A 22,913-nucleotide genomic window follows, 5' to 3' on the forward strand; every position below is an offset into this window, starting at 1 on the left:
AAAGAAGAAACCGCATGACACAATCGGCCGGCAGCATCCGCTTCATTCTCAACGATCGGGAGATTGCGCTCGACAGTCTGCGGCCGACGGCGACGCTGCTCGATTTCCTGCGTCTGGAGCGCCGGCTGACCGGGACCAAGGAAGGCTGTGCCGAGGGCGATTGCGGCGCCTGCACGGTGTTGGTCGGGCGATTGTCGGGCGACGATCTCGTCTATGAAAGCGTCAATGCCTGCATCCGCTTCACCGGCTCGCTGAATGCGACCCACGTGGTGACCGTCGAGCATCTGGCGGCCAAGGATGGCATCCTGCACCCGGTGCAGCAGGCCATGGTCGATTATCACGGCTCGCAATGCGGCTTCTGCACGCCCGGTTTCGTCATGTCGCTCTATGGTCTCTGGCTATCGAATGACAATCCCGGCCGTGCCGATATTGAAAAGACACTGCAGGGCAATCTCTGTCGATGCACCGGATACGAGCCGATCATTCGCGCGGCGGAAGCCGTCGCAGAGGCACGGCCGGATGCGGTGTTCGATCCGATCCTGAAAGTCCGTGCAGAGATAACGGCCAAGCTCAAGGCGATGCGCAGCTTGGAAACGATCTGCATTTCCGATGACGACAGCACCCTGATCATCCCCGGCAGTGCCGAGGCGCTTGCAGATACGCTGGCCGCGCATCCGACGGCAACGATCGTCGCCGGTTCCACCGATGTGGGCCTGTGGGTCACCAAACAGATGCGTGATCTCAACCCGGTGATCTTCATCAACGGCATCGACGAATTGCAATCCATCCGCAAGACCGAAGATGGCCTCTCGATCGGCGCCGGCGTCAGCTACTCCGCAGCCTTTAAAGCAATTTCCGCACGCTACCCGGCTTTCGGCCGCATGATCGACCGGCTGGGCGGCGAGCAGGTGCGCAACATGGGTACGATCGGCGGCAATGTCGCCAATGGCTCGCCGATCGGCGACACGCCGCCGCCGCTGATCGCGCTCGGGGCCAGCGTCACTCTACGCTCCGCCACCGGGCAGCGTACCGTGCCGCTCGAAGATTATTTCATCGAATATGGCCGGCAGGACCGCAAAGCCAGCGAATTCGTCGAGGGTATCTTCATTCCGAACCTTCCCGAGGACGACCACTTCGCCGTCTACAAGATTTCCAAACGCAGGGACGAGGATATTTCCGCGCTCTGCGGTGCCTTCCGGATCACGCTCGATGACGACAATCGGATAACCTCCGTGCGCATCGCCTTTGGCGGAATGGCGGGAACGCCGAAACGGGCGAAGACTGTCGAGGCAGCACTGATCGGCAAGACCTGGAGTGAGGAAACCGTCACGGCGGCGCAACCTGCATACGAGGCTGATTTCCAGCCGCTGACAGACTGGCGGGCCACGGCCGCCTATCGGATACTGACGGCGAAAAGCCTGCTGTTGCGGTTTTTCCTGGAGACTTCGGGGGAAAGGGCCGAACTTGTTCGGTTTGAGGTCACGGCATGACGACGAACGGCTTGTTTTCAGAAAAGCCCATCACCCTAGCCCTCTCCCCGCTCGCAGGGAGAGGGGACGAAAGTGTTTGCCGCTTGTCCCTTCTCCCTGTTTCGATGGGGAGAAGGTGGCCGATAAGCCGGATGAGGGGCAGTATCAATCGGAGACCGCTCTAATGGACAAGCCCACTTTCGAGGAGCGCAAGACCATCGCCGGCGGCATGCATGCGGCCCTGCGCCATGACAGCGCCCACAAGCATGTCTCCGGCACCGCCGACTATATCGACGACATTGCCGAGCCGGTAGGCACGCTGCATGCGGCGCTGGGCATGACCGACCGGGCGCATGCCGAAATCGTCGCCATGGATCTCTCGGAGGTCGAGGCGACGCCCGGTGTCGTCTGGGTAATGACGGCCGGGGACATGCCGCACAGCAACGATATCAGCCCCAGCCATCTCGACGACGAGCCGGTGCTGGCCGACGGCATCGTACAGTTTCACGGCCAGCCGGCGTTCGCGGTGGTTGCCGAGACCCGCGATATAGCAAGGCGCGCGGCGCGCAAGGCGAAGATCAGCTATCGCGACCTGCCGCATCATACGGACATTCTGGATGCTTTGAACAATGGCGGTCAACTCGTGACCAAGCCGCTGACGCTGGCGCGCGGCGATGCGGAAGCCGAACTGGAGCTTTCACCACGGCGCCTGACAGGCCGCATGCGGATCGGCGGGCAGGAGCATTTCTATCTCGAAAGCCACATCGCCTTCGCCATTCCCGGAGAAGACGACGAGATCACCGTCTGGTCGTCCACCCAGCATCCGAGCGAAGTGCAGCATATGGTTGGTCATGTGCTCGGCGTGCCCTCCAATGCGGTGACCGTGCAGGTTCGGCGCATGGGCGGCGGGTTCGGCGGCAAGGAGACGCAGAGCAACCAGTTCGCCGCCATTGCCGCCGTCGCCGCCAAGAGGCTCAAGCGCGCCGTCAAGCTGCGGCCGGACCGCGACGAGGATATGACCGCGACCGGCAAGCGGCATGACTTCCTGGTCGACTACGATGTCGGCTTCGACGATGACGGCCGCATCCATGCGGTCAAGGCCAATTACGCCGCCCGCTGTGGCTATTCCTCAGACCTCTCCGGCCCGGTCACTGACCGCGCCCTGTTCCATGCCGACAGTTCCTATTTCTATCCGCATGTGAAGCTGACCTCGCAGCCGCTGAAGACGAACACCGTCTCCAACACCGCCTATCGCGGCTTCGGCGGGCCGCAGGGCATGGTCGGCGGCGAGCGGATCATCGAGGAAATCGCCTATGCGCTGGGCAGGGATCCGCTTGAGATCCGCAAGCTGAATTTCTATGGCGACAGGGGCTCCGGCCGCACCCAGACCCCCTATCATCAGGAGGTCGCGGACAACATCATCCAGCGCATTGTCGCGGAGCTTGAGGGCAGCGCCGATTATCAGAGACGTCGCAAGGCCATCCTCGACTTCAACCGGACAAGCCGCGTCATCCGCAAGGGCATCGCGCTGACGCCGGTAAAATTCGGCATCTCCTTCACCATGACCGCCTTCAACCAGGCCGGCGCGCTGGTGCATATCTATCAGGATGGCTCCATCCACCTGAACCATGGCGGCACCGAAATGGGCCAGGGCCTCTATACCAAGGTGGCGCAGGTTCTGGCCGACAGCTTCCAGGTCGATATCACCAATGTGAAGATCACCGCGACGACGACCGGCAAGGTGCCGAACACATCCGCCACTGCGGCCTCGTCCGGCTCCGACCTCAATGGCATGGCGGCTTACGACGCGGCCCGCCAGATCAAGGAACGACTGGTCGCCTTCGCCGCTGAACGCTGGCAGACCGATCCGGAAAACGTCAGTTTCGTGCCCCACCATGTGAAGATCGGCGAGGAATTTGTCCCCTTCCCCGATTTCATCAAGCAGGCCTATTTCGCCCGCGTGCAACTCTCCGCCGCCGGCTTCTACAAGACGCCGAAAATTCATTGGGACCGCAACACCGGCCGCGGCATGCCCTTCTATTATTTCGCTTATGGCGCCGCCGTTTCGGAGGTATCGATCGATACGCTGACCGGCGAATATATGGTCGATCGGGTCGATGTACTTCATGATGTCGGCAAGTCGCTGAACCCGGCGATCGATATCGGCCAGGTCGAAGGCGCCTTCGTCCAGGGCATGGGCTGGCTGACGACGGAGGAGCTCTGGTGGGACGCCAAGGGCCGGCTGCGCACCCATGCGCCATCGACCTACAAGATCCCGCTCGCCTCCGACCGGCCGAAAATCTTCAACGTCAAGCTGGCCGAATGGGCTGAAAATGCCGAAATGACCATCGGCCGGTCCAAAGCCGTGGGCGAGCCGCCCTTCATGCTGCCGATCTCGGTGCTGGAGGCATTGTCCATGGCCGTCGCCAGCGTTGCCGATTACCGGGAATGCCCGCGATTGGACACGCCCGCGACCCCGGAACGCCTATTGATGGCCGTCGAGCGGCTGCGTGCCGTAAAAGCCTGAAAAGCAGATTTGAAATGAACTTTGCCATCGATAGTCTCGAAGCGTTTCTGGAACGCGAATACAGGATCGTCATCGTCGAGATCAGCCAGGCGCTGGGCTCGACGCCACGCGAAACCGGCGCCTTCATGCTGGTCTCGCCAACGGATGCGCATGGCACGATCGGCGGCGGTCAGATGGAGCATGTGGCGATCGACAATGCCCGTGCCCTTCTCGCCGGCGTCAGCGATATCTTTGAAATGGATATTCCGCTCGGCCCCGATATCGGTCAATGCTGCGGCGGCCGGGTGATCCTGACATTTCGCATCGGCGACGACGAGGCCCGCGCGGCCTTGAATGCCAAACTGACCGCGCGGTTGGAAGCCCTGCCGGAAGTCTGGCTGTTTGGCGCCGGTCATGTCGGGCGGGCGCTTGCCGATGCGCTGCTCCTGCTGCCCCTCAAGACCTATGCGGTGGAGACACGCAAGACCGAACTCGACCTGATGTCGGCCGGGGCCCATCACCGGCTGGTTGCGATGCCGGAGGCGATCGTCAAGGATATCGCACCGGCCTCTGCCATCGTCATCCTGACGCATGATCATGCGCTGGATTTCCTGATCGCAAAAGAAGCGCTCGCCCGCAACGATTTCGCCTATGTCGGCATGATCGGCTCGAAGACCAAGCGCGCCACCTTTTCAAGCTGGGCGCGCAAGGAAGGTCTGGACGATGAAGCCGTCAACCGGCTTGTGCTGCCGATCGGTGGCAAGGCCGTCGGCGACAAACGACCGTCGGTCATCGCCGCCATGACTTCAGCGGAAATCCTCGTTGCGCTCACACGACATCGGGCACGGCGGAAAGCAGGATAGGCGCCTGCCCTCCCGTATACGGAAGCGCATTCCCGATGCGCTCCCGCCCGCTGCAGGGCAGTCTATCATGTCACATCGGTATCGCGATGCGGGTCGCGACCGTCAAGAAAACCCATGTCCCGTTTCATGTAATCGGACATGATTTCGAGGTCGATCCTGGGGTAGCTAGGGCGCAGCCGAGCCAGTCCGCGACGCAGCGAAAACCACGTGCGCTCAAACCAGGATGGCGAGCGGATTTCATATTTTTCAATAGCTTGGTAATCCATGACAGCACCTGTTCTCTTGGGAAGATCGTGATTGCAGGATGCCCGCAAACATGCTCCAATTCCAATCGAACAACCGTCTGCATGCATCAAGAGAACTTATCCATGAAAATGTCGAAACAGTTTCCCTTGAACGCGCTGCGCGTCTTTGAAGCCGCAGCACGGCTTGGCAGCTTCACCAAGGCGGGCGACGAGCTCGGCATGACCCAGACGGCGGTCAGCTACCAGATCAAGCTTCTGGAAGACAATGTCGGCGAACCGCTGTTCCTGCGGCGGCCGCGCCAGATCCAGTTGACAAGGACAGGCGAAATGCTGGCACCGAAGGTCGGGGAGGCTTTCGACCTGCTGCGGGATGCCATGGCAAGCGTTCGCGACGATTCGGAAGCCACGCTTCTCATCCATTCGACACCCACCTTCGCGTCGCAGTGGCTTGCCCGCCATTTGGGTTCGTTCCAACTGAAGCATCCGAGCGTCGCGGTGCGCATGACGACCAGCGAAACAATTGTCGATTTCAACCGCGAAGCCGTTGATCTCGCCATCCGCTCCGGCACCGGAGAGTGGCCGGGGCTGACCAGCCATCCGCTGATGAGCGTCGACTTCACGCCGATGCTCAGTCCGCAACTCGCCGAAAGCGTCGGCGGCATCCACACGCCCCGCGATCTCCTCAAGCTGCGGATCATCGACCCCGGCGACCCCTGGTGGGCACACTGGTTCGCTGCGGCCGGCGTTGATGACGCCGATCTGGCCAGCCGCCCGGCCAGCCGTCTCGGCGCCCAATCCTTCGAGGCCCGGGCGGCGATTGCAGGCCAGGGCGTCGCGATCCTCACTCCGGAATTCTATCCGGACGATATCGCGCTCGGGCGGCTTTACCAACCCTTCGACCTGCGCGGCAATGACGGCCACCAGTATTGGGTCGTCTATCAGACGGCCCGGCGGCACTCCCCCAAGATCAAGGGTTTTCGCGACTGGCTGCTCGGTGAATTCGCACCCTCGCGGGCATAACCATCAATGCCGGTGGAGACCAGCCGGCAGCAAATTCATCACATAAGAAGGATGCGACGTAAAAGGCGTGGAACACGCTCAGGGCGTACTTTCCTTTTCCCCACACTTCGACCAAAGATGCCGGCGTTCAAGGGGATCACACGTGCTGAAAATTCTTATTGCCTGCCTTTTCACGATGCTGGCGCTTTCGTCATGTACGGGGACGGGGAAAACTGTCGTTCATCTTCAGACGGGACCGAACGGCAAGCTCGCCGACGTCCTGCTCGGCACGTCCTCAGGAGATCTCAAGCGCGACCGCGCCATCGCCAATGAGGCACGCCGCCAGTTCAGCAAACTCGTTCCCGACCCCGAGCCCTACCGCGACTACACCCTGACGGTGACACCGCGTGAGAACACCAAGAAAACGGACGCCGAAGACTACAGGGCAATGCAGAAGGAATTGAAGAAGGACGCCGGCCTGCGGGAGAAAGTCATGCAGATGTGCCGCGAGAAACTCGGAAACCCTGCCGATGTCGCGGAATTGGCGACCTACACGCACACGTCCCGTGCAGAGGCGCTCGAAGTCGGCTGCAAGCGCCTGACCGCCGCGCTCGCGAATGGCCGCCTGTCGCACGCCACGTTCGAGAAGGGACGCCAGGGCGTGAAGACGAAAGAAATGATCGCAATCCTCGCAGGACGGTGAAGACATCACGTTTGCCTCTTTCCCCTGCCTCCGTTTTTTCGCACAGTGGCGAAGCGGAAGGCAAGAATGGGGACACTGAATGTATGAATACGCTATCGCCTGGGAATGGCTGACCTTCGCCGTCCGCTGGCTGCACGTCATCACCGCCGTGGCCTGGATCGGCTCGTCCTTCTATTTCATCGCGCTCGATCTCGGACTGGTGAAGCGCGAGCATCTCCCGGTCGGCGCCTATGGCGAGGAATGGCAGGTCCATGGCGGCGGATTCTATCATATCCAGAAATATCTCGTCGCCCCGGCGATGATGCCGGAGCACCTGACCTGGTTCAAATGGGAATCCTATACGACCTGGTTGTCGGGCTTCGCCATGCTCTGTCTGGTCTATTATGGCGGCGCCGACCTGTTTCTGGTCGACCGCCATGTGCTGGATATTTCCTCGACGACCGCCATCCTGATTTCGCTGGCATCGCTCGGCATCGGCTGGATCTTCTACGACCTGCTGTGCAAGTCGCCGCTCGGCAGGAACACCTGGACGCTGATGGGCATCCTTTACGTCGCGTTGGTGGCGATGGCCTGGGGCTATATGCAGGTCTTTACCGGCCGCGCCGCCTTTCTGCATCTGGGCGCGTTTACCGCGACGATCATGTCGGCCAACGTTTTCTTCATCATCATGCCGAACCAGAGGATCGTCGTCGCCGATCTCATCGCCGGCCGCACACCCGATCCGAAATACGGCGCGATCGCCAAGCAGCGCTCGCTGCACAACAATTACCTGACGCTGCCGGTTATCTTCTTCATGCTGTCGAACCACTATCCGCTGGCTTTCGCCACCGCTTATAGCTGGATCATCGCGGCGCTGGTCTTCCTGATGGGCGTCACCATCCGCCACTGGTTCAACACGACACATGCCCGCAAGGGGCGCCCCACCTGGACCTGGATCGTCACGCTGATCCTCTTCATCCTGATCATGTGGCTCTCGACGGTGTCGAAACCACCTGTGTCCGACGAGACCGCCGAACTCTCTCCACGCCTGAGGCAATTCACCGAGAACAGTCACTTTCCGGCAGCGCGCGAAGCCATCGGGATGCGCTGTGCGATGTGCCATTCGGCAGAGCCCGCCTATGAAGGCATCAACCGTCCGCCGAAGGGCGTTGTGCTCGAAAACGACGCCGAGATCGCAGCACATGCCCGCGAGATTTATATCCAGGCTGGCCGCAGCCATGCCATGCCGCCCGGCAACGTCACCGACATGACCGGAAGTGAGCGCGCGCTCTTGACCGCATGGTTTGAAAGCGCCGTACAGGAAAGCAGGACGGAATGACCCTGATCCGCGGCCGCACGCTGAGCTTCAACCGCATGCCCGTGAGCATGGATGACCATGGCGCCTATTCCTATGAAGCCGACGGCGCTCTGTGGATCGACGACGGGCTGATCGTGGCGACTGGACGTTATCAGGCCGTCAAGGCGCAGGCGCCGGAAGGCATCGAAGAAATCGACCACCGGCCGCATCTCATCCTGCCCGGCTTCATCGACACGCACCTGCATTTCCCGCAGATGCAGGTGATCGGCTCCTATGCCGCCAATCTGCTGGAATGGCTGAACACCTACACGTTCCCGGAAGAATGCCGGTTCGTCGAGACAGAGCATGCGCAGCGGATCGCCCGGCATTTCTTTGACGAGATGGTGCGTCATGGCACGACCACGGCGGCCGCCTATTGCTCGGTTCACAAGTCCTCGGCCGACGCCTTTTTCGCCGAGGCCGTGCGCCGCAACATGCGCATGATCGCGGGCAAGGTGATGATGGACCGCAACGCGCCGCAGGGCCTGCTCGATACGCCGCAAATGGGCTATGACGAGACCCGCGCCGTGATCGCAGAATGGCATGGCAAGGGCCGCAACCACGTCGCCATCACCCCGCGCTTCGCCATCACCTCGACACCGGGACAGATGTCGGCGGCGCAGGCGCTGGTTCGCGAATTTCCGGACCTGCATGTGCAGACGCATCTCTCCGAAAATCGCGACGAGATCGATTTCACCTCCTCGCTTTATCCGGAAGCCTGCGACTATACCGACGTCTATGCGCGCTACGGCCTGCTGGGGCCGAAGACACTGCTTGGCCATTGCATCCACCTGTCCGAGCGGGAAAGGGATGTCATGAGCGAGACGGGCTCCGTGGCCGTGCATTGCCCGACGTCCAACCTGTTCCTCGGCTCCGGCCTGTTTCCGCTGAAGACACTGCTGCGGCGCGAAAAGCCGGTCCGCGTCGCCGTCGCCACCGATATCGGCGGCGGCTCCAGCTATTCGATGCTGCGGACGATGGATGAAGCCTACAAGATCCAGCAATTGCTGGGCGAGCGGCTGAATCCGTTCGAAAGCTTCTACCTGATGACAGCAGGCAATGCGCAGGCTTTGTCGCTCGCCGACAGGATCGGTACGTTGGAGCCCGGCACCGACGCGGATTTCATCGTGCTGAACATGGCGGCAACCCCTACCATGGCGCTCAAGGCCGAAGTGGTCAACTCGCTGGCCGACGAGCTTTTCCTGCTGCAGACCATGGGCGACGACCGGGCCATCGTGGAGACCTATGTGGCGGGCATGGCGATGAAGGCGGGCCTGTAGCGAAAACAGGCGGTCTTTTGTCGAGCCTTATGGTTGCGCCATCTCCTCGACCATCGTCCTGATCTTGGCGGCCTTCTCGAAGTGATCCAGTTTGTGCGTGCGGATCCACCATTCGGCGGCCTCCATCAAAAGCTCGGGATCGTCATTCCTGTTTGCGAAAAAGGCATAGAAGGACAGCCCGACACCGATACCCTTATCCGCGATCTTGCGATCGCAGACCTCGATGATCTTCCGTCTGAGGCTGGCTCTCATCTCATCTCCATCCTCATTTTCGAGGCCCTGCGTTTCACCAACACCCTTCTGACGCAGATTCCCAGGAACGCAAGACCCATGATGGAAGGGTTGCCCCAGATCAGAGAGGTAAAATAATTTTACCTCTTTTTGCCCGGGCTCTTAACAAGGCTTCGCGAAACATGGTATTGCCGGGCATCCCATCAGTCGGAAGTCCATGCCATGGCCAAAACTCTCGAAATCCGCGACCTGAAAGCACTCGCCAAACGCCGCGTGCCAAAAATGTTCTTCGATTATGCCGATAGCGGCGCATGGACCGAAGGCACCTACCGGGCCAACGAGGAGGATTTCCAGAAGATCAAGCTTCGCCAGCGGGTGCTGGTGGATATGACCAATCGGTCGCTTGAAAGCACGATGATCGGCCAGAAAGTGTCGATGCCGGTGGCACTCTCACCGACGGGCCTGACGGGCATGCAGCACGCCGATGGCGAGATGCTGGCGGCGAAGGCAGCGGAAGCGTTCGGCGTTCCCTTCACGCTGTCGACCATGAGCATCTGCTCGATCGAGGATGTCGCTTCGGTCACGACCAAACCCTTCTGGTTCCAGCTCTATGTCATGCGCGACCGGGAGTTCGTCAAAAACCTGATCGACCGCGCCAAGGCTGCCGGATGCTCGGCGCTGGTGCTGACGCTCGACCTGCAGATCCTCGGCCAGCGCCACAAGGACCTGCGCAACGGCCTGTCGGCACCACCGAAATTCACGCCAAAACATATCTGGCAGATGGCGACGCGGCCGCTCTGGTGCATGCAGATGCTGCTGACGAAGCGTCGCAGCTTCGGAAACATCGTCGGCCACGCCAAGAACGTGTCCGATCTTTCCTCGCTGTCCTCCTGGACGGCGGAGCAGTTCGATCCGCAACTGTCCTGGGAAAATGTCGCGGAAATCAAGAAAATGTGGGACGGACCGCTGATTCTGAAAGGCATTTGCGATGTCGAAGACGCGAAGATGGCCGCACGCACCGGCGCCGACGCCATCATCGTCTCCAATCACGGCGGCCGCCAGCTCGACGGTGCCCCCTCCTCCATCAGCATGCTGCCGAAGATCGTCGATGCCGTCGGCGACATGATCGAGGTCCACATGGATGGCGGCATCCGCTCGGGCCAGGACGTGCTGAAAGCCGTCGCGCTCGGCGCCAAGGGCACCTATATCGGTCGCCCCTTCCTCTACGGCCTCGGCGCCGGAGGTGAGGCCGGCGTGACGACAGCGCTCGAGATCATCCGCAAGGAACTCGACATCACCATGGCGCTCTGCGGCAAGCGCGACATCCGGGATATCAATCGCGATGTGATCGCGGAGTAGTTCGGTTATGCTGGAGTGACCGTAAGGTTGACGCCAAGAGCCTTGATCACGCCGAGAAGGGTTGAAAGCTTGGGGTCTCCCCCCGTGCTCAAAGCTTTGTAAAGCGCCTCGCGCGTTACGCCCGCGTCTTTCGCAACCTGGGTCATCCCCTTTGCACGGGCGACGACACCCAGCGCGGCAGCAATATAGCCGGCGTCACCGCTTTCAAACGCGTCGCTGAGAAGTTCGGCCTGCGCTTCCGGTGTATCGATGTATTCGGCCGCATCAAACGGCAGTGTTTCAATTGCCATTGTCAAAATCCAGATCGTCCACCATCGCCTTGGCCCTTCTGATATCTTTGTCTTGCGTACTTTTATCGCCGCCACAAAGAAGGATGACGAGGACGGCGCCGCGTTGGACAAAGTAGACGCGGTAGCCGGGGCCATGATCGATACGAAGCTCGCCGATGCCTTCGAAAAACTTCGCGTCTCCGAACAGGCCCGCCTGCAAACGCACGATACGCTGCGCAATCCGCGTTCTGGCTCTTATATCCTTGAGCCCGTCAAGCCAGTTGCGGAAGATTAAAGTCTGACGCACTTCCATTCTTGAGCCCAGTCTACAGCGATAACCGTGAACTACAATTCACAAGTTTGGTATATCCGAATGACCTGCCACCCCAGTTTTGCACCGCGCCCTCAACTCCCTCGATAAGTCGAATAGCTGAAAGGCGATAGCAGCAACGGCACATGATAGTGGCTGCCGGCATCCGCAATGCCGAAGCGCAGCGGGATCAGATCGAGAAAGGCCGGATCCGGCAGCACCGCGCCAGCGGCGCGCAGATAATCGCCGGCATGGAACAGCAATTCGTAGGTTCCGGCAGCAAAAGCATCGCCGTCCAGCATCGGACCATCGACGCGGCCATCGCTGTTGGTGACGACGGAGCGCAATAATGTTCGTTCCTCGCCATCGAGCCGGAACAGGTCGATCTTCAAGCCCACAGCCGGTTTTCCAAGAGCGGTATCGAGGACATGGGTTGTCAGCCGGCCGGATGGGCTCATGGAAATCTCGCTTTTACAAAGGATAGGGAATGACGAAAGGCTCGTCGTAGAAGACTTCTTCCAGATTGTTGCCCGGCCCTTCGCGATCGACAACCAGAAAATCGCTGACGGCATCCACCGACATCAGCGGGTGATGCCAGACATTGCGTCCATAGTTCACGCCCTGCGCGCCGGTCGCCAGAAAAACCCGCGGCAGGCCCGGTTTTCCGGCCTCGTCCGACGCCACGATCGCGAGCCAGGCGCCACCGCCGATCGGCGAAAAGCTCTGCGAGCCCAGCGGATGGCGTTCCATCATGTCGAGGCTGTAGGGAAAGCGGCGCGGCTGGCCACGGAAGATGTTGATGATCACGCGGCCGCCTTCACCGATGACATCAGCCGCTCCGAGCGCATGAAAGCGCTCCGTCGTACCGCCATTGATCAGCCGCATGCATGCCGGGTCAGCCTCGATGACAGTACCGAAGGGAGCAAAGGCGGCCTGCGTCAGCGGTTCAATCGTCAGAATGCGGGCCATCAACGCGGTTGCTCCGCGTGACGAGGTCGCGACGATTTCATTTCAGGCATTGTCTTCTCCGGGCAGCATGGCGCGCAGCCGCAGCAGCGCGATCTTTTCGACCTGTTTCGTGGCCGTTTCAAATTCCTGTTGCTGCGTGTTGTCAAGCCGGGTCTCGAAGGCGGAGAGAATATCGTCCTTGCCCAATCCCTTGACCGCGATGATGAAGGGAAAGCCGAATTTGCCGGTATAGGCGCTGTTCAAATCGGTGAAACGACGATGTTCGGAGGGCGTCAGCCGGTCCAACCCCGCACCGGCCTGCTCGGCCTTTGAATCCTCGGTCAACTCCCCCGCGACGGCCAGCTTTCCGGCAAGGTCAGGATGCGCCCGCAGAACGGCAAGACGCTCGGCGTGGCTTGCGCCACGAAACGCGGCGACGAGAGCTTCGTGCACGGCATCCGAGGTGAGATTGACGTGGGGATCGTTGGCAACGGCACGCTCCGCCACCCAGGGAGAATGCTCGAAAATGCCGCCGAAACGTTCGACGAAACGGGCCGCCTTGTCCATCAGAGACCTCCTTCAGGTTTGTGATGCTCATGCCAGTGCCGGGCGATATCGATGCGCTTGGGGATCCACACCTTCTCGTGGCTCAGCACATAATCGACGAACCGCGCCAGCGCCGCTGCCCGTCCGGGCCGGCCGACGATGCGGCAATGCAGGCCGACATTCATCATCTTCGGGCTGCCTTCCTTGCCCTCGGCGTAGAGCACGTCGAACGTGTCCTTGAGATAGGTGAAGAACTGCTCGCCGGAATTGAACCCCTGCGGCGTTGCAAAGCGCATGTCGTTGGCATCCAGCGTGTAGGGAATGATCAGGTGCGGCTTGTCCCGGGTCAGACCCGGCACCCAATAGGGCAGTTCGTCGGCATAGCTGTCCGAGGAATAGACGAAACCACCCTCCTCCAGCACCAGCTTCAGCGTGTTGGCCGACGGCTTGCCCTGATACAGGCCGAGCGGATGCGAGCCGGTCAATTCCGTGTGCAGGCGAACGGCCTCGCGGATGTGATGGCGCTCTTCCTCCTCGGAGAAATCCTTGTATTCCAGCCAGCGATAACCGTGGCTGGCGATTTCCCAGCCCGCCTCCTTCATCGCGGCGACCGCTTCCGGATTGCGGGCCATCGCAAGCGTGACGCCATAGACGGTGACATCGACATTGCGGCTGGTGAACAGGCGCCAGAGCCGCCAGAAGCCGGCACGAGAACCATATTCGTAGATCGATTCCATGTTGAGATTGCGCTGGCCCGGCCAGGCCTGCGCGCCGACGATCTCCGACAACAGCATTTCCGACGCCTTGTCACCGTCGAGGATCGAGCTTTCGCCGCCCTCTTCATAATTGACCACGAACTGCACGGCGATGCGTGCATCGCCCGGCCAGCGGATCTCCGGAAGATTGCGGCCATAGCCGACGAGATCACGCGGATAGGATTGTTCCACCATCAAATCACCCTTCGAATGCGCAGGAACGGTAGCACCCGAGATCGGAAAGTCGAGGTGAAAATGGCGAAAATCACGGCCTGTCCTGACGTGAAAATTCGCACGCGTCGGGAGTGGTTCCCCGCGCCAGTCGCTAGCAACTGGTCTGCAGGCGCCGCGCCGCCAAGGTGGCCCTGCTTTCCGAAATATGCGGGCCGTTCGAAACCGCCGCTGCCATCGTCCGCACACCACCCGACACCGGCCGATGGGCTGAAAGCTTGCCGAGCGGATGCTGCGAATGGACCCTCAACGGCGCGCCGGGCTCCTGCTCGACGAACAAAGCGAGGCTGGAAATTGTCAGCGGATCGACCAGAACCGGCGTGAAGAAATCACGCAGGGCGGTTTCAAAGCGTGTGTTCAGCTTTGGATGGATGGGGCCTGTCAACATCATGTGGAAACGGAACTCGTCCATGACATAGGGATATCCCCAGCGATGCAGATTTGAAAACTGCGGCGCGGTCAAATGGTCGGGATTCCGCCGCTCGATTTCCAGATCGCTCAGCGGCGCGCGGAACGTATCGAATGCCTGAACGACCGACGCCGCCAGATGATTCATCTGCTCGCACGGCACCGACGGAGCGAGGCCAAAGAACTCGCCCAGCCGCGCGATTTCCATGCGCGGAATTTCAAACGGCGTCATGGTGCCGGCAAAATGCATCAAGGCTTTAAGCAGCGCTGCTTCATCGGTATCCGGATGCAGGCGGAAGGGGGCCTTGATCGTGCCATGAAATCCGTAGCGGCGCGGCACGGCGGTGTGAAAGGCCAGTTCCTGCCGGCTGAAACCGGCGACCATCGGTGTTTCCGGCGCTTCGCCCGAATAGACGTTGCGGCCAAGCCAGCTTGCTGCGGCGACCGACAGCGGGTCGACCATCGACGGCGTGTAATAGATTGCGTACCGCATCGGGCTCGCTCCGTTCCAACTTCAAATCTACGCCGGAGTTAAGCGATTTGCGTGACAGAATGACGAAGTCGGAGTGGCAAGAAATAGATCACAGATTGCAATCGTCAATCGAAGTTGCGGGAACCAACAGCGCTCTGCCTCGTTTTAATCTGGGAACACAGCGAGGAGAAAAACAATGACTTACCAGACCAGCAATTTCCAGGACGCCGATATCCGGGAAACCCATGACCTGATCGCCAGCGACAAGGTCGAAGGCACCAGCGTTTACGGCCCGGATGGCAAGCATATCGGTTCGATCGAGCGCGTGATCCTCGAAAAGCACAGCGGTCGCGTCTCCTACGCCGTTCTCGGCTTCGGCGGCTTTCTGGGTATCGGCGAGGATCATTATCCCCTGCCTTGGAGCAAGCTGAGCTATGACGAAAACCTTGGCGGTTACCGCACCGACGTGACCCGCGAGCAGGTCGAACATGCGCCGAAATATCACAGTGACGAAGAATACAACTGGAACAAGGAAAACGGTCGCCGCATCTACGACTATTACGGCGTCCCGCCCTATTGGATGTGACCATCCCGCGCAGGAAGCCCTGCTATGAAACTGCCCCCCGAAGTTGGAGCTCCAATTTCGGGGTTTTGCGTTCAGGATTTTTTCGATAGCGAAAAATGCTGGCGGCAGCGAAACGATTCCGGCAGTGCTGTGTCTGTGCGACCGATGATTTCACCGATGACGCTTTCGGCCAGCCGATGTGCAAGGCCAAAACTGATCTTGAAACCACCCGTCAAAACATGGAGCTTTTCAAAATCCGGATGACGCCCGACCATCGGGTCACGACCGATCGCTTTCGGGCGCAACCCGGCCCAGCGTTCGACAACCGGCGCATCACGAAGCAGGGGCACAACGCCCCTCGCCCGGTCGAGGAGGCTTTCCAGTTGCTCATCCGTCGATCGGGGATCGGAGAAACTGTTCTCGCTGGTGCTGCCAATGGCCACCAAGCCGTTGTCGTGCGGGATCACATAGAGGCCGTCCAGGAAGATCACCGGGAAGGAGGGATCGATATCGGCCTTTAAAACGGCTGCCTGGCCCTTGACCGCAACACCGGTCGGGAATGCGTCTGCCGTTTCCAGCGTGTCGAGTTGCGCAAAGGATTGAACGCCGGCAGCAAGAATGCAGGCCCCGAAGGAAAGCATTTCTCCATCGGCAAGGAACGCCCGCCCTGCAACTGGATCGAGATCAAGCAACTCTCTCCCTTCATCAATCCGGACAAGGCTCGAACCGTGAAGATGGGTTGCAAGCACCGCCAACATCCCTCGCGGATTGACGCGACCAGCCAACGTATCGAGCACGACGCCGCTTGCCATCGCCTTGCCCTGCGGCCAACCGACCAGCGTGGAATTGTCACGTACATGCCAGAAAAACTGCCGGTCGCCGGCGCGCCAGTTGGCCAAGGCATCCTGTTCGTGGCGAAGCGCGATCGTGCGCAAGTGCGGCTTGGGCAGGGGAATGAGCCGCCCGGACCGGCGATAACCGGCCGACAATCCTGTCTGCGCCTCCAGTCCGGCGATTTCCGTTTCCAACGAGACCAGGGCATCGAACTGGAACTGCTTCTTGTCATCCCAGCGATCCGGCATGTACGGCATCAACGCGCCCAGCACGCCGCCGCTGGCGCCCGCCCCGATCCGGTCCTTCTCGATCAGGATTGTCTTCAACCCGGCCCGCTCGGCCTTCACGGCCGCCCAGAGCCCCATGATGCCGCCGCCGACGATCAACAGATCCGTCATCGATTGACCTTCCCGGACGTGGAGATTATCGGTTCGGTATGTCCACCGAACACCCAGATATTGCGTCTGCGCCCGAAGCTGACATCCCCGGTCGGTCGACGCTCGAATGGAACGACGGCGATATGCCCTATTCGCAGGAATTTGGCGATCATTTTTATTGCCGCGAGGATGGGCGGCTGGAATGCGGCCATGTCTTTCTCGGAGGCAATGGCCTGCCGCAACGCTGGACGCGGCAACCGGATTTCACCATCGGCGAACTTGGTTTCGGCACCGGTCTGAACTTCTGTGAAACATGGCGGCAGTGGAAGGACACGCGAACGCCGGCCGGCAGGCTGCACTACGTCTCGTTCGAACGGTTTCCCATGCAGGCCGGCGACATCGGCAAGGCCCTGTCGCGCTGGCCGGAAATCGCCTCCGAGCGGCAGGCGCTATGCGATGCCTGGCCGAAATCGCCTGCGGGCCGCGTCACTCTCGATTTCTCCGGCAACCTCCGCCTCACCGTCGCTTGCGGCAATGCCTTCGACGAAATCGAGGGTTTCGCGCCGCATTTCGACGCCTGGTATCTCGACGGCTTTGCGCCCCGGCGCAACCCGGATATGTGGTCGGCAGCGCTGATGCGACGCGTCCACGACAAGACGGTCGAGGGCGGCACCTTCTCCACCTATGCCGCAGCCGGTTTCGTTCGCCGCAATCTGCAGGCCGCGGGCTTTGCCGTCGAGCGAAGGAAGGGATTTGGCAGCAAGCGGGAAATGCTCGGCGGCGTGAAATCGTCATCCGGCGTCGCGTAAAAGCCAGCCCGAAAAACAGCCTTCTCTCCCAGGGATTTTTGCTGTCGCAAACGGTGGCGCATATTCGACGTCGAATCTGCAACATGCACTTCTGTCCAGGATGATGGAAAAGCCATGAGTGAGAATGAATTCCCGCAAGTCCCCCAAGGCGATACCGATGCGCCGGTCGAGCGTCGCCGCCGAACCGGCGGGCGCGGGGCGGAACGCTCGCGCAAAAGCGCCGGCAGTTCGAAATATCTCAACCTCGTCAACACGATCGCGAAATCCACAGTCCTGACGGAGGAAGCGCTCGAAGCCATCCACGACGCCTCGCTGATCATTCTCGAGGAAATCGGCATGGACGTCATCTTGCCGGAAGCGCGGGAGCGCATGAAGGCAGCCGGCGCCGATGTGACGCCCGGCACCGATCGGGTCCGTTTCGATCGCTGCCTGATCATGGACATGATCTCGTCGGTTCCGTCCGGCTTCACGATGCACGCGCGCAATCCGATCCGCGACGTCCGAATCGGCGGCAACAATCTCGTCTTCGCGCAGATCGCCTCCGCTCCCTTCGTCGCCGATCGTGAAGGCGGTCGCCGCGCAGGCAACCAGGAGGACTACCGCAAGCTGGTGAAGCTGGCACAATCCTACGACATCATCCACACGACCGGCGGCTATCCGGTCGAGCCGATCGACATCCACGCCTCGGTGCGCCATCTCGACTGCCTGTCGGACATGGTGAAGCTGACCGACAAGGTATTCCATTGTTATTCGCTCGGCCAGCAGCGCAATATCGACGCGCTGGAAATCGCCCGCATCGGTCGCGGCATCACCGCCGAGCAGATGGAGCGAGAACCGTCGCTCTTTACCATCATCAACACCTCCTCGCCGCTGCGCCTCGATGGGCCGATGCTGCAAGGCATCATCGAGATGTCGTCGCGCAACCAGGTCGTCGTCGTCACGCCGTTCACGCTGGCGGGTGCCATGGCGCCCGTCACCATCGCCGGAGCCGTTGTTCAGCAGAATGCCGAGGCACTCGCGGGTATCGCCTTCACCCAGATGGTCCGCCGCGGCGCCCCGGTCATGTACGGCGGTTTCACGTCGAACGTCGACATGAAGACTGGTGCGCCCGCCTTTGGAACGCCGGAATATATGAAAGCCGTGATTGCCGGCGGACAATTGGCCCGACGCTACGGCATTCCCTACCGCACCTCCAACACCAATGCCTCCAATACGCTGGACGCGCAGGCGGCTTACGAATCGGCGCTGTCGCTCTGGGCGCTGACACAGGGCGGCGGCAATTTCATCATGCATTCCGCCGGCTGGAGCGAAGGCGGCCTGACCGCATCCTTCGAGAAATTCATCCTTGATGTCGATATGCTGCAGATGGTGGCGGAATTCCTGACGCCGCTGGATGTCAGCGAGGACGCGCTCGGTCTCGACGCTGTACGCGACGTTGGTCCCGGCGGCCATTATTTCGGCACCGCCCACACGCTCGCCCGCTACGAGACAGCGTTCTACTCACCGATCCTGTCGGACTGGCGCAACTTCGAGACATGGACGGAAGCCGGACGGCCGACGACCTATGATCACGCCAATCGCGTGTTCAAGGACAAGCTGAACGAATACGAAAAACCGCTGCTCGACCCCGCAGTCGAGGAAGAACTCGATGCCTTCGTTGCCCGCCGGAAAGCAGAAGGTGGCGTTCCGACGGACTTCTGATGAAGGATCAGTTTGTCATGGCAGCACGAACCGACGAAATAAGCTTGTCCGTCGACATCTTGCTGTAATCCCTGCTGATTTCCACCGTCGTCTTTGCGCGCGTCGCCGTCGACAACATGGAACGCAGGTCACCGAGGGTTTGGGGCGCGGCGCAGACGACAAGGCGGTCGAAGGCGCCCTCCTGCTCATAGCCATCGATCTTGCTGGCGATTTCCGCCGTGAATCGCTGCTGCTCCTCGCGCACCGGATCGCTGGAATATTCCATGGCCGATCGTCCCTTCCCGTTCGACGAATGGCTGCGGCCCGGCTTGTCGGCCATGATGTCCTGAACACGCTTGGGTTCCAGCTGAAAAATTTCCTGCTCGGGGCTTTGAGGTCCATCCTTGAGAAAGTTCACGCCCTTGAGAAGACGGGCCTGATTTCCGTCGGCGGCAAGAATCCATGTCGTGGTCATTTTTGTCTCCTCGAGCATAACCTCGGCGTTCAATGATCCCGGCACCGGCGGCACCGGAACGAACGCCATCGTCTCTCACCGGCGGTGAGCGACGCGAAAAGACCAACGCCGCATCGAAATGGAAGGTTCCCGAAATAGTCGCGGAAATCGAAAAAGCCGAACCCGGCACGGCGCGTCAACTACACTCCACGACAAACTGCGGATATGATCTGATGGACTCAAACTCAGGACCGGCGCCATGCCTGAACCACTGAAAAATCTGCTCCATCCGGATCTCGTCAAATCGATGGCCGCGCATATCGCGAGACAGGCCGTCGATTTCGACGCGGATCGGTTCGTCGAGCAGGCAAGCCGTGACATGCAACAGTTGGAATTGATGCAGCGCGCCTTGCAGATACGCGGTGCACTTGGCGAAACCCTGCCGGACGATTTCGAAAAGGCTGCGACGATCCTGTCCGCCAGCCTGCCGCAAGACGGTCGCGCCGGGATCACCGGCTGGGCTTTGCTGCCGGTTAGCCAGTTCGTGGCACAGAACGGGCTGGGCCATTTCGATCTGTCGCTGGAACTGCTGAAAGACCTGACGCCGCATTTCACCGCCGAGTTCGGGATTCGCCCTTTCATCCATGCCGACCAGGAACAAGCACTGAGGACGATTGGAAACTGGGTTTTCGATGCCAATCATCACGTCCGCCGGCTTGCCAGCGAAGGCACAAGGCCACGTCTGCCCTGGGCCATGCGCCTGCCCGCCCTGATGCGCGATCCGCAACCGATCCTGCCGATTCTCACCGCCCTGCTCGACGACCCCGAGGACTATGTCCGCCGCTCCGTCGCCAACAGCCTGAACGACATCGCCAAGGATCACCCTGCCCTCGTCGCCGCCTTCGTCGGCCAGCATATTGGTGATGCTTCGGTCGAACGGCGGCAATTGCTGCGGCATGCCTCGCGCACCCTTTTGAAGAAGGGCGACGCAGCCGCGCTCGCCAATTTCGGCTTTGCCCCGAGTTCCGGCATTCGTGCTGCCCTGACGATCGACACGGATATCATCAAATTCGGCGGCGCACTCGCCCTCTCTTTGTCCGTCACCAATGATGATGCCGCATCGCAGCAACTGATGATCGACTATGCGATCCATCATCGCAAAGCCAATGGCGGCCTGGTGCCGAAGGTGTTCAAGTGGAAAAACCTGACGCTGAAGCCCGGCGAAACCGTCGATCTGATGCGCAGCCACGCCATGCGGGCGATCACCACACGGCAATACTATCCGGGTGGCCACCGCATCGAGGTGATCGTCAACGGCACGGTTCTGGCTGGCGGCGATTTCACACTGACAATGGGTTGAAGGTGCTTCTCTTCGCATCTGCAAAAACTATCCCTTGACTTTTGACGGCAAAACAACGACATGAAGCGCAGCGTCACCTTCCGGTCGCCGCGTGAGCGAGCCCTGCGGGATCAACCGATCCGTAACGAAGGATAAGCGCATCCAGGAATGTTTTGCCAACCGTGGCAAAATGCAGCGCAGACAGCTTAATCAACCCACAAGTTCCCAAATCACGCGGGGTTCTTGACGCGAAGCGAAACCGGAACCGCATGGTGCAGTTCCGGCGCTATTCGTTTTGCGCCCCCGAAAAGGCATGACATTGACCACTTTCAAAGACCTTGGCCTCTCCGAGCACGTGCTTTCGACCCTCTCCTCCCTCGGGTTCGAAACGCCGACGCCGATTCAGGCTCACGCTATTCCGCTTGTCATGGAAGGCCATGACCTCATCGGTCTCGCCCAGACCGGCACCGGCAAGACCGCCGCTTTCGGCCTGCCGATGATCGAAAAGATGATGGCTGACGGCAAGCGTCCCGACCCGCGCAACATCCGCGCCCTGGTTCTCGCTCCGACCCGCGAACTGGTGAACCAGATCGCCGCCAATCTGAAGGACTTCGTCAAGAAGACCCCGATCAAGATCGGCCTCGTCGTCGGCGGTGCATCGATCAACAAGCAGTCCGAGCAGTTGTCCCGCGGCGTCGACATTCTCGTCGCAACACCCGGCCGTCTTCTCGACCTTATCGCCCGCAAGGCCGTGACGCTGACGCAGGCCCGCTACCTCGTCCTCGACGAGGCCGACCAGATGCTGGATCTCGGCTTCATCCATGATCTGCGCAAGATCTCCAAGCTGGTTCCAAAGAACCGCCAGACGCTTCTGTTCTCGGCCACCATGCCGAAGGCGATCGCCGACCTGTCGGCTGAATATCTGAGCAACCCGAAGCGCGTCGAAGTTTCGCCTGCCGGCAAGGCTGCCGACAAGGTCGAGCAGTTTGTTCACTTCGTCCAGGGTGCCAGCCAGAAGACCGAAATCCTGAAGAAGACGCTGACTGAAAACCCCGATGGCCGCGCCATGGTCTTTTCGCGCACCAAGCATGGTGCCGAAAAGCTGATGAAGCATCTGGACCATGTCGGCTTCTCCGTCGCCTCGATCCACGGCAACAAGAGCCAGGGCCAGCGCGAGCGCGCTCTGAAGGCCTTCCGTGACGGCGAAACCCGTGTTCTCGTCGCCACTGACGTTGCTGCCCGCGGCATCGACATCCCCGGCGTCACCCACGTTTACAACTACGACCTGCCGGAAGTCGCGGAAGCCTACGTTCACCGTATCGGCCGCACCGCCCGTGCCGGTCGCGACGGCATCGCGATCGCCTTCTGCGCACCGGACGAAATCCGCCTGCTGCGTGATATCGAGCGCCTGATGAACATCGACATCGCTGTTGCCAGCGGCGAAGTTCCAGCCGACCGCGCCCGCCCGAAGGGTGGCCGTGGCGGCAATGGCGCCGGCAATGCAGCGCGCCCGGCCGGCAATGGCCACAATGAGCGTCGTCCGCGTCCGCAGGGCGGCAGCGATAACGTGCATCGTACCGAGCGCACCGCACCAAGCCCGTTTGCCGGCGACGATCTGCTGGTAACCGGCGAGCCAAAGAAGCAGCACCGCAAGGGCCAGGGCCCGGCCGCGCAGGCAGCCCACGAACAGGCGCTTGCCAAGCGTCCCGGCGGCAACCGCAACGGACGTCCCGGCCAGAAGCAGGGCGAATGGCGAAACCGCAACCATGGTGGCGGTCAGCCCCGCGAAGCGGCAGCAGGCGCCGGCGCACAGGGCCAGCGCAAGCGCGCCAACGGCCAGCGCCGCGATGAGGCATAAGCCTTATCGAAGACATTGTTGTTGAAGACAAACGGCGGGATGAAAATCCCGCCGTTTTGCGTTTCGT

At 60.8% G+C, this 22,913-nt stretch carries 24 protein-coding genes; 13 read left to right on the plus strand and 11 right to left on the minus strand.

The annotated features are described in order from the left end of the window. Positions 1–14 precede the first annotated feature (14 nt). The 3 genes from xdhA to xdhC all read left to right on the plus strand — a co-directional run bounded on the left by xdhA (position 15) and on the right by xdhC (position 4,838). Complete coding sequence (gene xdhA / locus VL202_RS22040) at positions 15–1,490, plus strand: xanthine dehydrogenase small subunit (protein ID WP_325466199.1); 1,476 nt, start codon at positions 15–17, stop codon at positions 1,488–1,490. Positions 1,491–1,653: 163 nt separating this feature from the next. Next, positions 1,654–3,996 carry a xanthine dehydrogenase molybdopterin binding subunit gene (gene xdhB / locus VL202_RS22045; protein WP_325466200.1) on the plus strand — a complete coding sequence of 781 codons (2,343 nt, stop codon included), beginning with the start codon at positions 1,654–1,656 and terminating at the stop codon, positions 3,994–3,996. Positions 3,997–4,022: 26 nt separating this feature from the next. Continuing rightward, positions 4,023–4,838 carry a xanthine dehydrogenase accessory protein XdhC gene (xdhC, locus tag VL202_RS22050; protein ID WP_414692929.1) on the plus strand — a complete coding sequence of 272 codons (816 nt, stop codon included), beginning with the start codon at positions 4,023–4,025 and terminating at the stop codon, positions 4,836–4,838. A 65-nt stretch (positions 4,839–4,903) separates the two neighbouring features. On the opposite strand, the gene VL202_RS22055 is transcribed toward xdhC, so the two are convergent. After that, positions 4,904–5,104, minus strand: coding sequence for a hypothetical protein (locus VL202_RS22055; RefSeq protein WP_325466202.1), 201 nt, complete (start codon positions 5,102–5,104; stop codon positions 4,904–4,906). 102 nt (positions 5,105–5,206) lie between these two features. Here VL202_RS22055 and VL202_RS22060 point away from each other — a divergent pair, with 102 nt between their 5' ends. The 4 genes from VL202_RS22060 to guaD all read left to right on the plus strand — a co-directional run bounded on the left by VL202_RS22060 (position 5,207) and on the right by guaD (position 9,401). Continuing rightward, positions 5,207–6,103: a LysR substrate-binding domain-containing protein gene (locus VL202_RS22060; protein ID WP_325466203.1), complete on the plus strand. Its 897-nt coding sequence runs from the start codon at positions 5,207–5,209 to the stop codon at positions 6,101–6,103. A gap of 142 nt (positions 6,104–6,245) precedes the next feature. After that, positions 6,246–6,785: a hypothetical protein gene (locus VL202_RS22065; RefSeq protein ID WP_325466204.1), complete on the plus strand. Its 540-nt coding sequence runs from the start codon at positions 6,246–6,248 to the stop codon at positions 6,783–6,785. Between the two features lie 79 nt (positions 6,786–6,864). Then, positions 6,865–8,103 carry a urate hydroxylase PuuD gene (locus VL202_RS22070; protein ID WP_325466205.1) on the plus strand — a complete coding sequence of 413 codons (1,239 nt, stop codon included), beginning with the start codon at positions 6,865–6,867 and terminating at the stop codon, positions 8,101–8,103. Beyond that, positions 8,100–9,401 (plus strand): guanine deaminase, encoded by a 1,302-nt coding sequence (gene guaD / locus VL202_RS22075; protein WP_325466206.1) that lies wholly within the window; start codon positions 8,100–8,102, stop codon positions 9,399–9,401. The genes VL202_RS22070 and guaD overlap by 4 nt, the downstream gene beginning before the upstream one ends. A 27-nt stretch (positions 9,402–9,428) precedes the next feature. On the opposite strand, the gene VL202_RS22080 is transcribed toward guaD, so the two are convergent. After that, complete coding sequence (locus VL202_RS22080) at positions 9,429–9,653, minus strand: DUF6500 family protein (RefSeq protein WP_325466207.1); 225 nt, start codon at positions 9,651–9,653, stop codon at positions 9,429–9,431. 201 nt (positions 9,654–9,854) lie between these two features. Between VL202_RS22080 and VL202_RS22085 the strand changes: the two genes are divergently transcribed. After that, positions 9,855–10,991, plus strand: coding sequence for an alpha-hydroxy acid oxidase (locus tag VL202_RS22085; RefSeq protein ID WP_325466208.1), 1,137 nt, complete (start codon positions 9,855–9,857; stop codon positions 10,989–10,991). 5 nt (positions 10,992–10,996) lie between these two features. Here the strand turns inward: VL202_RS22085 and VL202_RS22090 are convergent, their stop codons facing one another. From VL202_RS22090 to VL202_RS22120, 7 genes are all read right to left on the minus strand, one after another. Beyond that, positions 10,997–11,281, minus strand: a complete 285-nt coding sequence (locus VL202_RS22090) for an addiction module antidote protein (protein WP_325466209.1) — start codon at positions 11,279–11,281, stop codon at positions 10,997–10,999. Further along, a complete protein-coding gene (locus tag VL202_RS22095) occupies positions 11,271–11,573 on the minus strand; it encodes a type II toxin-antitoxin system RelE/ParE family toxin (protein WP_325466210.1) in 303 nt (100 codons plus the stop codon). The genes VL202_RS22090 and VL202_RS22095 overlap by 11 nt, the downstream gene beginning before the upstream one ends. Positions 11,574–11,665: 92 nt before the next feature. Continuing rightward, positions 11,666–12,028: a hydroxyisourate hydrolase gene (uraH, locus tag VL202_RS22100; RefSeq protein WP_325466211.1), complete on the minus strand. Its 363-nt coding sequence runs from the start codon at positions 12,026–12,028 to the stop codon at positions 11,666–11,668. 13 nt (positions 12,029–12,041) lie between these two features. Further along, positions 12,042–12,539: an ureidoglycolate lyase gene (locus VL202_RS22105; RefSeq protein WP_325466212.1), complete on the minus strand. Its 498-nt coding sequence runs from the start codon at positions 12,537–12,539 to the stop codon at positions 12,042–12,044. Positions 12,540–12,581: 42 nt separating this feature from the next. Next, positions 12,582–13,085 carry a 2-oxo-4-hydroxy-4-carboxy-5-ureidoimidazoline decarboxylase gene (uraD, locus tag VL202_RS22110; protein ID WP_325466213.1) on the minus strand — a complete coding sequence of 168 codons (504 nt, stop codon included), beginning with the start codon at positions 13,083–13,085 and terminating at the stop codon, positions 12,582–12,584. Beyond that, a complete protein-coding gene (gene puuE / locus VL202_RS22115) occupies positions 13,085–14,014 on the minus strand; it encodes an allantoinase PuuE (RefSeq protein WP_325466214.1) in 930 nt (309 codons plus the stop codon). The genes uraD and puuE overlap by 1 nt, the downstream gene beginning before the upstream one ends. Positions 14,015–14,144: 130 nt before the next feature. Continuing rightward, positions 14,145–14,951: a DUF1045 domain-containing protein gene (locus VL202_RS22120; RefSeq protein ID WP_325466215.1), complete on the minus strand. Its 807-nt coding sequence runs from the start codon at positions 14,949–14,951 to the stop codon at positions 14,145–14,147. 175 nt (positions 14,952–15,126) lie between these two features. Between VL202_RS22120 and VL202_RS22125 the strand changes: the two genes are divergently transcribed. Next, a complete protein-coding gene (locus VL202_RS22125; RefSeq protein ID WP_325466216.1) occupies positions 15,127–15,516 on the plus strand; it encodes a PRC-barrel domain-containing protein in 390 nt (129 codons plus the stop codon). 71 nt (positions 15,517–15,587) lie between these two features. Here VL202_RS22125 and VL202_RS22130 read toward each other — a convergent pair whose 3' ends face one another. Beyond that, positions 15,588–16,727, minus strand: a complete 1,140-nt coding sequence (locus tag VL202_RS22130) for an FAD-dependent oxidoreductase (protein ID WP_325466217.1) — start codon at positions 16,725–16,727, stop codon at positions 15,588–15,590. A 38-nt stretch (positions 16,728–16,765) separates the two neighbouring features. On the opposite strand from VL202_RS22130, the gene mnmD reads away from it, so the two are divergent. Both mnmD and VL202_RS22140 read left to right on the plus strand, forming a co-directional pair. Then, the gene (gene mnmD, locus VL202_RS22135; RefSeq protein ID WP_414692927.1) at positions 16,766–17,515 is read left to right on the plus strand and encodes a tRNA (5-methylaminomethyl-2-thiouridine)(34)-methyltransferase MnmD; all 750 of its coding nucleotides are present in this window, start codon (positions 16,766–16,768) and stop codon (positions 17,513–17,515) included. A gap of 114 nt (positions 17,516–17,629) precedes the next feature. Further along, positions 17,630–19,216 (plus strand): trimethylamine methyltransferase family protein, encoded by a 1,587-nt coding sequence (locus VL202_RS22140; protein ID WP_325466218.1) that lies wholly within the window; start codon positions 17,630–17,632, stop codon positions 19,214–19,216. A 7-nt stretch (positions 19,217–19,223) separates the two neighbouring features. On the opposite strand, the gene VL202_RS22145 is transcribed toward VL202_RS22140, so the two are convergent. After that, positions 19,224–19,670 carry a host attachment protein gene (locus tag VL202_RS22145; RefSeq protein ID WP_325466219.1) on the minus strand — a complete coding sequence of 149 codons (447 nt, stop codon included), beginning with the start codon at positions 19,668–19,670 and terminating at the stop codon, positions 19,224–19,226. A gap of 238 nt (positions 19,671–19,908) precedes the next feature. On the opposite strand from VL202_RS22145, the gene VL202_RS22150 reads away from it, so the two are divergent. Together VL202_RS22150 and VL202_RS22155 are read left to right on the plus strand one after the other, a co-directional pair. Next, complete coding sequence (locus VL202_RS22150; RefSeq protein ID WP_325466220.1) at positions 19,909–21,009, plus strand: DNA alkylation repair protein; 1,101 nt, start codon at positions 19,909–19,911, stop codon at positions 21,007–21,009. Positions 21,010–21,307: 298 nt separating this feature from the next. After that, positions 21,308–22,846 (plus strand): DEAD/DEAH box helicase, encoded by a 1,539-nt coding sequence (locus VL202_RS22155; protein ID WP_325466245.1) that lies wholly within the window; start codon positions 21,308–21,310, stop codon positions 22,844–22,846. Positions 22,847–22,913 lie beyond the last annotated feature (67 nt).

It is taken from the genome of Pararhizobium sp. (assembly GCF_035497515.1).
Classification (GTDB): domain Bacteria; phylum Pseudomonadota; class Alphaproteobacteria; order Rhizobiales; family Rhizobiaceae; genus Pararhizobium.

What these genes read in the sequence shown, in the direction of transcription:
- VL202_RS22105 (WP_325466212.1), bottom strand. Translation starts at nt 12,539, where the DNA reads ATGGCCCGCATTCTGACGATTGAACCGCTGACGCAGGCCGCCTTTGCT.
- VL202_RS22130 (WP_325466217.1), bottom strand. Translation starts at nt 16,727, where the DNA reads ATGACGGATCTGTTGATCGTCGGCGGCGGCATCATGGGGCTCTGGGCG.
- VL202_RS22055 (WP_325466202.1), bottom strand. Translation starts at nt 5,104, where the DNA reads ATGGATTACCAAGCTATTGAAAAATATGAAATCCGCTCGCCATCCTGG.
- VL202_RS22060 (WP_325466203.1), top strand. Translation starts at nt 5,207, where the DNA reads ATGAAAATGTCGAAACAGTTTCCCTTGAACGCGCTGCGCGTCTTTGAA.
- mnmD (WP_414692927.1), top strand. Translation starts at nt 16,766, where the DNA reads ATGTCCACCGAACACCCAGATATTGCGTCTGCGCCCGAAGCTGACATC.
- xdhA (WP_325466199.1), top strand. Translation starts at nt 15, where the DNA reads ATGACACAATCGGCCGGCAGCATCCGCTTCATTCTCAACGATCGGGAG.
- VL202_RS22070 (WP_325466205.1), top strand. Translation starts at nt 6,865, where the DNA reads ATGTATGAATACGCTATCGCCTGGGAATGGCTGACCTTCGCCGTCCGC.
- VL202_RS22125 (WP_325466216.1), top strand. Translation starts at nt 15,127, where the DNA reads ATGACTTACCAGACCAGCAATTTCCAGGACGCCGATATCCGGGAAACC.
- VL202_RS22150 (WP_325466220.1), top strand. Translation starts at nt 19,909, where the DNA reads ATGCCTGAACCACTGAAAAATCTGCTCCATCCGGATCTCGTCAAATCG.
- VL202_RS22145 (WP_325466219.1), bottom strand. Translation starts at nt 19,670, where the DNA reads ATGACCACGACATGGATTCTTGCCGCCGACGGAAATCAGGCCCGTCTT.
- VL202_RS22090 (WP_325466209.1), bottom strand. Translation starts at nt 11,281, where the DNA reads ATGGCAATTGAAACACTGCCGTTTGATGCGGCCGAATACATCGATACA.
- guaD (WP_325466206.1), top strand. Translation starts at nt 8,100, where the DNA reads ATGACCCTGATCCGCGGCCGCACGCTGAGCTTCAACCGCATGCCCGTG.
- VL202_RS22140 (WP_325466218.1), top strand. Translation starts at nt 17,630, where the DNA reads ATGAGTGAGAATGAATTCCCGCAAGTCCCCCAAGGCGATACCGATGCG.
- VL202_RS22085 (WP_325466208.1), top strand. Translation starts at nt 9,855, where the DNA reads ATGGCCAAAACTCTCGAAATCCGCGACCTGAAAGCACTCGCCAAACGC.
- VL202_RS22095 (WP_325466210.1), bottom strand. Translation starts at nt 11,573, where the DNA reads ATGGAAGTGCGTCAGACTTTAATCTTCCGCAACTGGCTTGACGGGCTC.
- puuE (WP_325466214.1), bottom strand. Translation starts at nt 14,014, where the DNA reads ATGGTGGAACAATCCTATCCGCGTGATCTCGTCGGCTATGGCCGCAAT.
- xdhB (WP_325466200.1), top strand. Translation starts at nt 1,654, where the DNA reads ATGGACAAGCCCACTTTCGAGGAGCGCAAGACCATCGCCGGCGGCATG.
- VL202_RS22080 (WP_325466207.1), bottom strand. Translation starts at nt 9,653, where the DNA reads ATGAGAGCCAGCCTCAGACGGAAGATCATCGAGGTCTGCGATCGCAAG.
- VL202_RS22120 (WP_325466215.1), bottom strand. Translation starts at nt 14,951, where the DNA reads ATGCGGTACGCAATCTATTACACGCCGTCGATGGTCGACCCGCTGTCG.
- uraH (WP_325466211.1), bottom strand. Translation starts at nt 12,028, where the DNA reads ATGAGCCCATCCGGCCGGCTGACAACCCATGTCCTCGATACCGCTCTT.
- uraD (WP_325466213.1), bottom strand. Translation starts at nt 13,085, where the DNA reads ATGGACAAGGCGGCCCGTTTCGTCGAACGTTTCGGCGGCATTTTCGAG.